The sequence below is a fragment of the Stenotrophomonas sp. GD03777 genome, assembly GCF_029842485.1.
GTDB lineage: Bacteria > Pseudomonadota > Gammaproteobacteria > Xanthomonadales > Xanthomonadaceae > Stenotrophomonas > Stenotrophomonas sepilia.
In genome coordinates this window covers 19,085-30,444 of record NZ_JAOCGL010000047.1, presented here as the reverse complement: position 1 = coordinate 30,444, position 11,360 = coordinate 19,085, and the positions used below count along the sequence as shown (strand labels likewise).

General features: G+C 64.7%; 9 protein-coding genes. 2 read left to right on the top strand and 7 right to left on the bottom strand.

The annotated features are described in order from the left end of the window. Positions 1-1,076: glycerophosphodiester phosphodiesterase (locus tag N5E02_RS11850; RefSeq protein ID WP_279946289.1), on the bottom strand; the 1,076-nt coding region annotated here is incomplete at its 3' end. 204 nt (positions 1,077-1,280) lie between these two features. Here N5E02_RS11850 and N5E02_RS11845 point away from each other — a divergent pair. After that, the gene (locus N5E02_RS11845; protein ID WP_005421222.1) at positions 1,281-2,363 is read left to right on the top strand and encodes a beta family protein; all 1,083 of its coding nucleotides are present in this window, start codon (positions 1,281-1,283) and stop codon (positions 2,361-2,363) included. Here the strand turns inward: N5E02_RS11845 and N5E02_RS11840 are convergent. The 6 genes from N5E02_RS11840 to rpmH form a co-directional block, all read right to left on the bottom strand. Continuing rightward, entirely contained in the window at positions 2,311-2,898 is a 588-nt protein-coding gene (locus tag N5E02_RS11840; RefSeq protein ID WP_080104375.1) for a sce7726 family protein, read from the bottom strand. The genes N5E02_RS11845 and N5E02_RS11840 overlap by 53 nt on opposite strands. Positions 2,899-3,002: 104 nt before the next feature. Further along, entirely contained in the window at positions 3,003-4,352 is a 1,350-nt protein-coding gene (gene mnmE, locus N5E02_RS11835; protein ID WP_279946288.1) for a tRNA uridine-5-carboxymethylaminomethyl(34) synthesis GTPase MnmE, read from the bottom strand. A 3-nt stretch (positions 4,353-4,355) separates the two neighbouring features. Next, positions 4,356-7,028 carry a polysaccharide deacetylase family protein gene (locus N5E02_RS11830; protein WP_065186615.1) on the bottom strand — a complete coding sequence of 891 codons (2,673 nt, stop codon included), beginning with the start codon at positions 7,026-7,028 and terminating at the stop codon, positions 4,356-4,358. Positions 7,029-7,143: 115 nt separating this feature from the next. After that, complete coding sequence (gene yidC / locus N5E02_RS11825) at positions 7,144-8,859, bottom strand: membrane protein insertase YidC (RefSeq protein ID WP_111175889.1); 1,716 nt, start codon at positions 8,857-8,859, stop codon at positions 7,144-7,146. Continuing rightward, positions 8,859-9,353: a ribonuclease P protein component gene (gene rnpA / locus N5E02_RS11820; RefSeq protein ID WP_072168770.1), complete on the bottom strand. Its 495-nt coding sequence runs from the start codon at positions 9,351-9,353 to the stop codon at positions 8,859-8,861. The genes yidC and rnpA overlap by 1 nt, the downstream gene beginning before the upstream one ends. A 5-nt stretch (positions 9,354-9,358) precedes the next feature. Beyond that, on the bottom strand, positions 9,359-9,499 hold the full coding sequence (rpmH, locus tag N5E02_RS11815) for a 50S ribosomal protein L34 (RefSeq protein WP_005411729.1): 141 nt from the start codon (positions 9,497-9,499) through the stop codon (positions 9,359-9,361). Between the two features lie 255 nt (positions 9,500-9,754). On the opposite strand from rpmH, the gene dnaA reads away from it, so the two are divergent. Continuing rightward, positions 9,755-11,086 (top strand): chromosomal replication initiator protein DnaA, encoded by a 1,332-nt coding sequence (dnaA, locus tag N5E02_RS11810; RefSeq protein WP_279946287.1) that lies wholly within the window; start codon positions 9,755-9,757, stop codon positions 11,084-11,086. Positions 11,087-11,360 lie beyond the last annotated feature (274 nt).

The window sequence follows — 11,360 nt, the reverse complement described above, 5'->3', positions numbered from 1 at the left end:
GCCTGCCTGCCCAGTGCCGGGTCGTCGGTGAAGAAGGCATCGATGCCCGTCGCCAGGTAAGCCCGCATCTCGGCGATCGATCCCTCGGCATTGCGCGCGCTGTCGGCACCCTGGCGCAGGTTGCTGGGCTGGAAGTGGTTTTCCGGGCGGAAGGTGTACGGAATCACCATCAGGCCAGCGGCATGCGCGTCACGTACCAGCGAGGTCGGCGTGCCCAGCGCGCCCTTGGCATCCAGTGGAATGATCGAACGCAGCTCGGGGCCGATACCATCGGCGTAGCCGGCAATGTCCTTCAGGCCGGCCGGGGTCATCATCTGCGCATAGGTCAGCGCGCCGCCGGCCTTGACGATGTCGGCCGGCTGGGTATCGCCCTTCCACAGCAGCTGCAGCAGCCGGATGTTGCTGCCCCGGCCGATCCTCCCGCGCAGGTAGCGCAGGTTGGCGGTCTCGAATGACTGGATGGTGACCGGCCCGACATTGGTGTACGCGTTGCCACGCAGTGCGGCCAGCAGCTTGTCTTCCATCGGCAGGCCGATGGACTGGAAGTAGGTCGGGTGCTTGATCTCCGGCACCAGGCCGATGCCGCGGTTGGCACGCCCGGCCTGCTGCACCAGGAAGGCCAGGATCTCGTCCAGGCTGGCGATGCGGAACTGGCCGTCGTAGGCAGTACTGCGCAGCTCCGGCAGGCGCTCACGCGCGTACAGGGTCTTCAGCTCGGCCAGGGTGAAGTCTTCGGTGAACCAGCCGTCGACCTTCTGACCGTCGATCACCTTGCTCGTGCGGCGGCTGGCGAACTCCGGATGCGAGGCGACGTCGGTGGTGCCGCCGATCTCGTTCTCGTGGCGGGCCACCATCACCCCGTCCCTGGTCATCACCAGGTCCGGTTCGATGTAGTCGGCGCCATCGGCGATCGCCTGCGCGTACGACGCCAGGGTGTGCTCGGGCAGCAGTGCGCTTGCGCCGCGATGACCATAGACCGACACCTTGGGTGCGGCCGGGGTGGAGGATTCAGCACTCATGGCCACCGATGGTGCCACGGCCAGCGACAACAGCAACGCACAACCCCACGACTTCACTGCGACTTCCCCAAGCGGTATGTGATGGCTGTCAGTATGCGGCGGCAATATGACAGGTGGGGGAAGGGGGGGAGCGGATGCCGGCAGGGGCTCCGATCTGACCGCCGCCACTCTTCAAACAATTCTGATTGAAGCGCTATATGGCCCGCGACTAGCCTCGAATGACCAAAAGCGGGTTGTCAGGGGCAGATCATGGAACAACCGATGTACATGCCGATCCTCAAATGGCGACAGGGTGAGTATCTCGCGGTGGGTCGTACCAACGAAGGAATCAAGGATGGGATCTATCCTCTGTTCGAGATCCCTATCGAGCAGTGGGACTTCGAGAACGATGCGCCGGCCAAGTCACTCGATGACCACCTGAAGAATGTGGGCAGACGTCTGAGCAGTAACTGGAAGTCGCGCCGCTGCCTGTTTGATTCGCCCTATCTTGCTGGGGACGACACCATGGCGGACGGCCAGCATCATCTGGAGCGGATCTTCGACCTCATTCGCACCGCGGGATGCGAGGCCATTCCCGTTACCGGCATTGACCGGCACGTCGACTACCAACAGGCGGTGGCACGCATTGTCGCACGCGATGATCGTGGCTGCGGATTGCGGCTCGTACCGGATGATCTTGAAGGAGGACGCCTTGCTCGGATCTCCGGGCTGCTGAGACTGTTGGGAGTGGTATCTGGTCAGGTGGATCTGATCCTCGATAGCTCGGCCGACGTCGCCGACTCACCCACGCTGCAGGCATCGACTTGGCAGGCATGGATTGCGGCGGTTCCGGATCTGGCCGACTGGAGATCAATCACCATCGTAGGAGGCAGTTTTCCTGCCAGTCTGAGCCCCTCTTCGAGCTATCGCCCACATGGCGATGTGAATCGCCGGGAATGGCGCGCGTACACGCGGCTAGCCGGCATGCATTCTGGACGGATGCCGTGGTTTGGTGACTATGGCTGCGCTTCCCCGCAGACGGAACTGATGGATCCGCGCCTGTTCGACCCCAACGCCAAGATCAAGTACACGATCGATGATCAGTGGCGGATTGTTGTGGGTACCCAGATCAAGCGCAATGGCCGCGACCAGTACCGTGATCTGTGCAGGCACCTGGTCTCCGATCTGCCGGTGGTCTTCATGGGGCGCGGCTACAGCTGGGGCGATGCGTACATCGAAGACTGCGCAAACAGTGTCACCAGTACCGGGGGAAGCTCGACCTGGCCAACGGTGGCGACCAACCACCATATGACTAAGGTTGTTCGCGACCTCGCCAGTCTGACCGGCGCTTCAACTGTTCCCTGACCAGCGCACGGATTTCCGCAAGACTGTAGAGCTCCGACAGTCGTTCGCATAGCGTTGCGCGGTTGCCGCGCAGCGCTGATCTTTCCGGCGTCCGCCCACCGATCAGAGCAGAAAGTTCATCGCGCCATAGGAGTGCTGCGACGGCCGTCGCGCTCACTGATGGATTGAGTTTTGCAGGCCGCACTAGTTCTAGCCTCACTGCGTTGCGCGCTCCACGTGATGCCAGCCTGACCCCCCACCAAGCAGGCAACGTCTCCAATGCATGGTCCAGGTGGCGCTGACCCACCACGATCGTCGCCTTGTCGAGGACATCGGAGTAGAACTGCTGCTGCAACGGGAGTCTCCGCAGCGTGTCGACATCACTCTTGATCTCGTAGCCGTGCAGGTGGCCATTGATGACACATACATCGACACGGCAGGCGCCGCGCGCAAGCCCCATTTCCTCCACCACAAGCGTGTTTGGATTTGCGACATGCTCAGCAATGACCTTGCCCAGCAGAGCTGATCGCACGTCACTGTCGGTAATCGGGTTCATGGCGGGATGATATCAAGGAGGTGTCGCGCACAGGTTTGAAACCCATTGCCGCCAGTCATGGGTAAGCTAGACGATCAGAGCGTCTTCGGGGATGTGACCCCGTGTTACTTGCCGATGCAGAAACTGGAGAAGATCCTTCCCAGCAGATCATCGGCACTCATCTGCCCGGTGATCTCACCCAGCGCATCATGCGCCAGCCGCAATTCCTCGGCGGCCAGCTCCAGGTGCTCGTGCGCCAGCTCGCCATCGGCGCGCTGCGCGTGTTCCTGCGCTCGCTCGATGGCATGCACATGGCGCGTGCGCGCGGAGAACTCGCCATCCACCTGCTCCCCTGCCCCGGCCGAGGCAATCGAACGCAGGCGCGCATGCAGGTCGTCCAGCCCGGCGCCGGTGGCGGCCGAAACGAACACGCGGTCCGGGTCGTCCAGCGCCGGCAGCACACCGAGCAGGTCCGATTTGTTGTGGATGTAGATCTTGTGCGGCACTGCTGCCACGGCGTCACCCAACGCCGCCTGCCCGGCCGCCGGATCGCGCGCATCCAGCACGATCAGCGCCAGGTCGGTGCGCTCGATTTCCACGTGCGCGCGGCGCATGCCTTCGCGTTCGATGGCATCGCCGCCGTCGCGCAGGCCGGCGGTGTCGACCAGGGTCAGCTCCAGGCCATCCAGGCGGATGGTCTCGCGCAACGTGTCGCGGGTGGTGCCGGCGATGTCGGTAACGATGGCGCGTTCGCTGCCGGCCAGCGCGTTCAGCAGTGAGCTCTTGCCGGCATTCGGCGGACCGATCAGCACGGCATGCAGGCCATCGCGCAGGCGGCGGCCACGTTCGGCGTCGCGGCGCAGCAGGGCGAGATCACTGCGCGCCTGTTCCAGGCCACGCCGCACCTGCGCGCCACCGAGGGTATCCAGCGGTTCGTCGGCGAAGTCGATGGCTGCTTCCACGTGGATGCGCAGCAGCACCAACTGCTCGACCACGGCGTCGATGCGCCGCGAGAACACACCATCCAGCGAACGTCGCGCGGCGCGTGCGGCGCGGTTGTCGCCGGCCGCGATCAGGTCGGCGATGGCCTCGGCCTGGGCCAGGTCGAGCTTGCCGTTGAGGAACGCGCGTTCGCTGAACTCACCCGGCCGCGCCTGGCGCGCACCGAGCGCAATGCAGCGCGCGACCAGTTGCTGCAGCAGGACCGGGCTGCCGTGCCCCTGCAGTTCCACCACCTCTTCGCCTGTGAAGCTGTTCGGCGCCGGGAACCACAGCACGATGCCATCGTCGATGACCTCGCCATCAGCGTCGCGCAGGCGTGCGTAGTGCGCATGGCGGGGGCGCAGTGCAGGCGCACCCAGCGCGCGGGCGATCGCCGCAGCGCGCGAACCGGACAGGCGCAGAAGGCCGACACCGCCAGCGCCCGGAGCGCTGGCGATGGCCACGATGGTGTCGGTACGGATCGCGTCGTTCATGGTTCAGAGTTTCTCCAGCTGCGCGCGTGCCTGCGCGGCACCACTGCCCTGCGGCTGCAGCGCCAGGTAGGTCGTGTAGGCCTGCTTCGCCTTGGCCTTGTCGCCGGCGTTGAAGTAGGCATCGCCCAGGTTGAGATAGGCCACCGCACGCGACGGATCGATCTTCAGCGTGTTCTCCAGCCAGCGTGCGGCTTCAGCGTAGCGCTGCTGACGGTAGTAGACGAAGCCGAGGTTGTTGGCGGCCTGGGCAAAGTCCGGACGCAGCTTCAGCGCTTCGGTGAACTGCGCGGCTGCCTCGTCGTACTGCTTCTCGCGGTACAGCTGCAGGCCACGGTCGTTGGCCTGCTGCGCGCGCTGGCGGTCGGACGCCGGTCCGGCGGAGGGCACTACCAGCTTGGCCTTGCCGCCCTGCAGGTCAGCCACCGTCACCGGTGCCTGGCTGCCCTTGGCCTCGCTGGCGGCCTCCACCTTGTTGTTCAGCGCGATCGCATCGGCGGTCAGCTGGCGCGTATCGGCATTGAGGAATTCCTGGCTGTCCGGCACCTGGAACACGAACTCGCCGCCTTGCGAACCGGGCAGGCTGCCGAAGGCCGGGGTCTGGTGCGAGACCGCCGATACGGCCGGCGCCACGTAGGCGGCCAGCTCGGTACCGGTGATCAGGCCGTCGCCGTTGAGGTCACCCTTGCCAGCCAGCGCCTGCAGCAGCACCCAGGTGAACACCGAGTGGCCGTTGGGGCCGGCATCGGCCACCTGCTGGTCGGCGCCGCCGGCGGTCAGCATCTGCCGCGCGCTGCGACGTGCGTTCTCGCGCAGGAACGACGACGACGACGGGCCGCCACGGGTCAGGCCCAGGCCGCTGTAGCAGGCATCCATCACGAACAACACATGCTTGGCCTGCATGCTTTCGGCGATGTTCTGGATGTCGGTCATCGCAATCGCGTCGGTGGCGAATTCCTTCGGATCAGAATCGACCGGGATGATGTAGCCGAGGTCGCGCCCGGAGGCGAGCTGGCGGGTCGCGCCGTGGCCAGCGAAGAATACGAACACGCGGTCGTTCTTCCCGGTGCGATCGTCAGCCAGGCGGTCGTGGAAGGCCGCGAGGATGTTGTTGCGCGTGGCCTGCTCGTTCTTCAGCACGATCACCTGCGAGGACGGGAAGCCGAACTGCCCGGTCAGGGTATCGGCCACTGCCTGCGCATCATGGCTGGCGTATTCCAGCTTCGGCCACTTGGCGTAGTTGTCGATGCCGACCACGATCGCCCACGACTTCTCGTAGCCGGTGGTGACGGTGGCGGCAGCGGCATCACCCTTGCGCGCACGGGCCACGGTGAAGTCGCGGCCGTTCCAGCCGGCAAACTGGTAACCCTCGGCGATCAGCCGGTCGAGGATCTGCGGCAGCGCCTTCACTGCGCGATCGTGGATGTCATGGAACAGGATGATGCCGCGCTGCTCCTTGTTCACCTGGTCGAGTACGCGCTGCACGATCGATTCCGGCACCGGGTCAGCCCAGTCCATCGAGTCGATGTTCCACATGATCGACTTCAGCCCGGCTTCGTTGAGCAGCTGCAGGCCTTCGGCATTGCGCGCGCCGTACGGGAAGCGGAACAGCGGCGCGCGCTTGCTGTCGACATCCTTCAGCAGCGTGTCGGTGTCCAGCACCTGCTGGCGCAGGGCGTCGCCGGTGGTGCGCGACAGCTGGGCGTGGGTCAGGCTGTGGTTGCCGACCGCATAGCCCTGTTCCATCAGGTTGCGGCTGATCTTCGCCATCGGGCCGAGGCTGACCTTGCCATCGGCCTCGACCTTGCCCAGGTTGCGGCCCACTTCGAAGAACACGCCCGGCACGTCGTAACGCTTGAGGATGGCCACCACTTCATCGGTGTAGGCCTTGTGCGGACCGTCGTCGAAGGTCAGCACCACGGTCTTGGCCGGCAGGTCTCGGCCGAAGATCTCGCGGTCACTGTCCTTCATCGACATCGGATACGGCTCGATCACCCCGTAGTCGCGCAGGATCGCTTCACGGCTGTAGTCCTTGTGCAGGTGGGCGATGTAGTCGTCCCACTTCTCGCGCTTCAGTTCGATGGCGCGGGTGCGCTCGAAGCGGCTGAAGATGCGGGTCAGTTCCTGGTTGTAGTTGCGCTCGATCTCATCGAGCGCTTCCAGATCCTCACCGATGCGCTGGTGCAGCTTCACCGCCGGCAGCGAGGAATCGGTGCCGACCCGCTCATGCAGGTCACGCAGCACTTCACGGAAGGCCAGGCGATCGGCGTCGAACAGTTCCGGCGCAGACTCGATGTAGTCCAGCACCGTGCCGAGAGTGGCAAAGCGCTGCGGGCTGGAACCGCGCAGCAGGGTGTCGAACTGCGCGGCGATGGTCGTTCGCTGTTCCAGGCCATCGTGGAACAGCTGCTGTCCCACACGCGTGGAGGTGCCGCGGTCGGCGGTCGACTGCTGCTCCTCGTCGGCCAGCAGCACGATGATCCGGCGGTAGCCATCGAGCTGCTTCTGCAGCGCCGCCAGCAACGGCGAAGCGGCAGGATCGGCGGCGGCCGCAGCCTGCGCGCTCGCCTGGGTGACGGTGGTCGCCGGCGCCTTCGCGTCCTTGTCGCCGCAGCCGGCAACAACCAGGGTCAACAACAGCGAGGGCAGGAACAGGCGGAACGACGACGCACGCGGCATGGCGGACTCGAAGGTGGGAGGAACGGTGTGCCGGCGATTCTACCGCCGCATGCGAAAAGCCCGCCTTGCGGCGGGCTTCTGCTGGGGTCAGCCGGCCAGCGGCCGGCTCTACCGATTACTTCTTTTTGACCGGGGCCGGAGTGGTGGTGGCCGGGACCGGCTCGCCGCCATGGCGCTTGGTCATCCACCACTGCTGCAGCAGGCCCAGGCCGCCGTTGACCACCCAGTACAGGACCAGGCCGGACGGCATGAAGGCCATCATGACGCCGAACACCAGCGGCATGAACTGCATCATCTTCTGCTGCATCGGGTCCATGCCCGGTGCCGGGGTCAGCTTCTGGGTGAACCACATCACCGCCACGTTGATCACCGGCAGGATGAAGTACGGGTCGCGTGCAGTGAGGTCCTGGATCCAGCCGAACCAGGGCGCCTGGCGCAGTTCGACCGATTCCACCAGCACCCAGTACAGGGCGAAGAAGATCGGCATCTGGATGAGGATCGGCAGGCAGCCGCCCATCGGATTGATCTTTTCCTTCTTGTACAGCTCCATCATCGCGGTCTGGAACTTCTGGCGGTCATCGCCATAGCGTTCCTTCAGCTGCGCGATGCGCGGCTGGAAGCGACGCATCTTGGCACCGCTCTTGTACTGGGTCGCCGACAGCGGGTACAGCACCAGCTTCAGCAGCACCACCAGGCCGACGATCGCCCAGCCCCAGTTGCCGACCAGCTTGTGCACCTGGTTCAGCACCCAGAACAGGCCCTGGCCGATCACCGCCATCATCGAGAAGCGGCTGTAGTCGACCACGCGGTCCAGGCCCGGCACGTCTTCCTTGGCAATCAGGTTGACCAGCTTCGGGCCGACCCACAGGCGGGCTTCGGTGCTGGTGGACTGGCCCGGGGCCACGGTGAAGGCCGGGCCACGCGCTTCGATCAGGTCACGACCGGCCACCTGCGACAGTACGTAGTGTGCGGTCTGGTCCTTCTGCGGGATCCAGGCGGTGAAGAAGTGGTGCTGCAGCATCGCCAGCCAGCCGCCGGTGATGTTCTGGTTGAGCGTGCCGTCTTCCAGGTAGTCCTTGAACGCACGACGCTGGTACTTCTTGTCGTTGTCGTACCAGGTGGCACCGTTGAAGCTGAAGGAGTCCGGGTTGGTCATGCTCCGCGACAGGATGGTCGGGGTGCGGTCCAGGGTGCGGTAGACGTAGCCGTTCCACGGCGCGGCGCCGGCATTGCTGACTTCGTCCTTGAAGCGCACGGCGTACTCGTTGCGCGAGACAGTCAGGGTGCGCTTGATGGTCACGCCGTTGTCGGCAGTCCACACGAACGGGATCTGCAGCTCGTTCTGGCCCTTGGCCAGCACGAAGTCCTTGGTGTCACCGACCAGCTTGAAGCCGTCGGCGCCGGGAACCGGGGTGTTCTTGTCTTCGCTGGCCCAGCCACTGATCGCGCTGTACGGATGCGCGGGGTCTTCGGTCAGCAGGCGAACCGGCGGGCTGCCTTCGTCCTTGGTCTGCGGGAACTGCAGCAGCTCGGCGTCGAGCACGCGGCCACCATCAAGCACCAGGCGCAGCACGTCCGTGGTGACGGTCACGCGCTGGCTGGCCGGGGTGGCACTGGCCTGCGCCTGCACAGCGGCCTGGCCCGGGGCGCCCGGGACCTGTGCACTGGGAATGCTGCCCGAGGCAGCGCCCGGAACACTCTGTACGGCAGCCGGGGCCGACGTGGTCGTCGGTGGCGGGGTCGGAGCAGCCTTTTCACGGCTCCACTCCATCCACAGCAGCACGGCCACCATCAGCCAGGCAAAAATGAGGAATACGCGGGTCTGGTTCATCAGCGGACAGGCTCGGCGGGGCCGGGACGCGATGCCGGCTCGGTCAAAGAAGGAGTTGCGATGCCATCAGGCGGCGGCATTGTGCCGTCCACGCCCGGCGCGGGCAATGCACGCAGGCGACGCAGCAGGCGCAGGAAGGCCTGGCGGATCTCGTCGTTGCTGGCGGAACGCGCAGCACTACGGGCCACGACGACGAAGTCGCCTGGCTGGATATCGGTACGTGTCTGACGCAGGATGTCGCGCAGGACGCGCTTGATCCGGTTACGCCCAACGGCGTTCGGATCGACCTTGCGGGAAACCGCCAGACCCAGCCTGGCCGGCCGGTCAGCCGGCAGCCAGTGCAGGGTCATCAGCGGATCGGACACACGGCGGGCGCCGTTGAAGACCGTTGAGTATTCGGCACGCGTGCGAACCCGCGCAGAGCGAGGGAATCGCTTGCGCGGGTCTGCAGTATTCACTGTCGAAGGGATTGCGTCTGCCGCAGGGTGCGGCATGGCAATCAGGCGCTCAGGACTTTGCGGCCCTTGGCGCGGCGACGCGACAGGATCTTGCGGCCGTCAGCGGTCTTCATACGGGCACGGAAGCCGTGGTCGCGCTTACGCTTGAGGTTGCTGGGCTGGTAGGTGCGCTTCGTGGCCATTGGGGGCCTCTCGTATGAATGGGACGGAAAGAACCGGAAATTCTAGAGAGGTCTCCCCCCTCACGTCAACCCCTGGGGACTACGCGAATTCACCGGGCTGTGCAATAGCTGTGGATTTTTTTGTGAATAAGTAGGGGACAAGCATTCCGAAGGCGGGCGCTCGGTGGTAGTCTGAGCCATCCATTTCCCCCCTTTCCGGCCTGTGTTTGGGCGCCTTGTCGCGTCCATGCCCCGGCCACCGGACGATTATTGCTGATGGATGCCTGGTCCCGTAGTCTCGAGCGCCTCGAAGCGGAGTTCCCGCCGGAAGACGTTCATACCTGGTTGAAGCCGCTGCAGGCCGATCTGCGCGTGGACAGCCTGGTGCTGTATGCACCGAATGCCTTCATCGTCGACCAGGTCCGCGAGCTGTACCTGGCCCGGATCCGCGAGCTGCTGGCGCATTTCGCCGGTTTCAGCGACGTTTTTCTTGAAATCGGCTCGCGCCCGCGCCCCGTGGAGGCGCAGAACGCGCCGGTTTCCACGCCGTCGGCGCATGTGTCCAGCGAACCGCAGGTGCCGTTCGCCGGCAACCTGGACAGCCACTACACGTTCGCCAACTTCGTCGAAGGCCGCAGCAACCAGCTGGGCCTGGCCGCCGCCTTCCAGGCAGCGCAGAAGCCGGGCGACCGGGCGCACAACCCGCTGCTGCTGTACGGAGGCACGGGCCTGGGCAAGACCCACCTGATGTTCGCCGCCGGCAACGCCATGCGCCAGGCCAATCCAGGTGCAAAGGTGTTGTACCTGCGTTCGGAACAGTTCTTCAGCGCCATGATCCGGGCCCTGCAGGAAAAGACCATGGATCAGTTCAAGCGCCAGTTCCAGCAGGTGGACGCGCTGTTGATCGATGACATCCAGTTCTTCGCCGGCAAGGACCGCACGCAGGAAGAGTTCTTCCACACCTTCAACGCGTTGTTCGATGGCAAGCAGCAGATCATCCTGACCTGCGACCGCTATCCGCGCGAGGTCGAAGGCCTGGAAGCGCGCCTGAAGTCGCGGCTTGCCTGGGGCCTGTCGGTCGCGATCGAACCGCCGGACTTCGAGACCCGCGCCGCGATCGTGCTGGCCAAGGCGCGCGAACGCGGTGCCGAGATTCCCGATGATGTTGCGTTCCTGATCGCCAAGAAGATGCGCTCCAACGTGCGCGACCTCGAGGGCGCGCTCAATACCCTGACCGCCCGCGCCAACTTCACCGGCCGCGCGATCACCACCGAATTCGCCCAGGAAACCCTGCGCGACCTGCTGCGCGCCCAGCAGCAGGCGATCAGCATTCCCAACATCCAGAAGACCGTTGCCGACTACTACGGCCTGCAGATCAAGGATCTGCTGTCGAAGCGTCGGACCCGCTCGCTCGCTCGCCCCCGCCAGGTCGCCATGGCCCTGACCAAGGAACTGACCGAGCACAGCCTGCCCGAGATCGGCGACGCCTTTGCCGGTCGCGATCACACCACGGTGCTGCATGCCTGCCGCCAGATCCGGTCCCTGATGGAAACCGACGGCAAGCTCCGCGAAGACTGGGACAAGCTGATCCGGAAGCTGAGCGAATGATGCACGGATGCCGATGAGGCGTCATCGCACAAAACGGTGCAGAATCCGGTAGCAAGCGCGGGACACGTTGTGGATAAAAATGGCGTCTGAAATCCCGTCGAATTTATCCACAGCTTTCCCCACCCCTTGGGGGTCGGTAATACAGAGGGTTTCGATGCCTGAAACTCCTTTATTTACAAAGACTTAGCATTGTTTTCCAGCGATTCTGTCTCTACCAGCACCACCAGGCTTTTGATTTATTCCACATTTTTTAAAGCATAGGGGCACGGAACCA

Excerpts from the sequence above, each read along its gene's own strand:
- N5E02_RS11845 (WP_005421222.1), top strand. The coding sequence starts at position 1,281 with ATGTACATGCCGATCCTCAAATGGCGACAGGGTGAGTATCTCGCGGTG.
- N5E02_RS11840 (WP_080104375.1), bottom strand. The coding sequence starts at position 2,898 with ATGAACCCGATTACCGACAGTGACGTGCGATCAGCTCTGCTGGGCAAG.
- mnmE (WP_279946288.1), bottom strand. The coding sequence starts at position 4,352 with ATGAACGACGCGATCCGTACCGACACCATCGTGGCCATCGCCAGCGCT.
- N5E02_RS11830 (WP_065186615.1), bottom strand. The coding sequence starts at position 7,028 with ATGCCGCGTGCGTCGTCGTTCCGCCTGTTCCTGCCCTCGCTGTTGTTG.
- yidC (WP_111175889.1), bottom strand. The coding sequence starts at position 8,859 with ATGAACCAGACCCGCGTATTCCTCATTTTTGCCTGGCTGATGGTGGCC.
- rnpA (WP_072168770.1), bottom strand. The coding sequence starts at position 9,353 with ATGCCGCACCCTGCGGCAGACGCAATCCCTTCGACAGTGAATACTGCA.
- rpmH (WP_005411729.1), bottom strand. The coding sequence starts at position 9,499 with ATGGCCACGAAGCGCACCTACCAGCCCAGCAACCTCAAGCGTAAGCGC.
- dnaA (WP_279946287.1), top strand. The coding sequence starts at position 9,755 with ATGGATGCCTGGTCCCGTAGTCTCGAGCGCCTCGAAGCGGAGTTCCCG.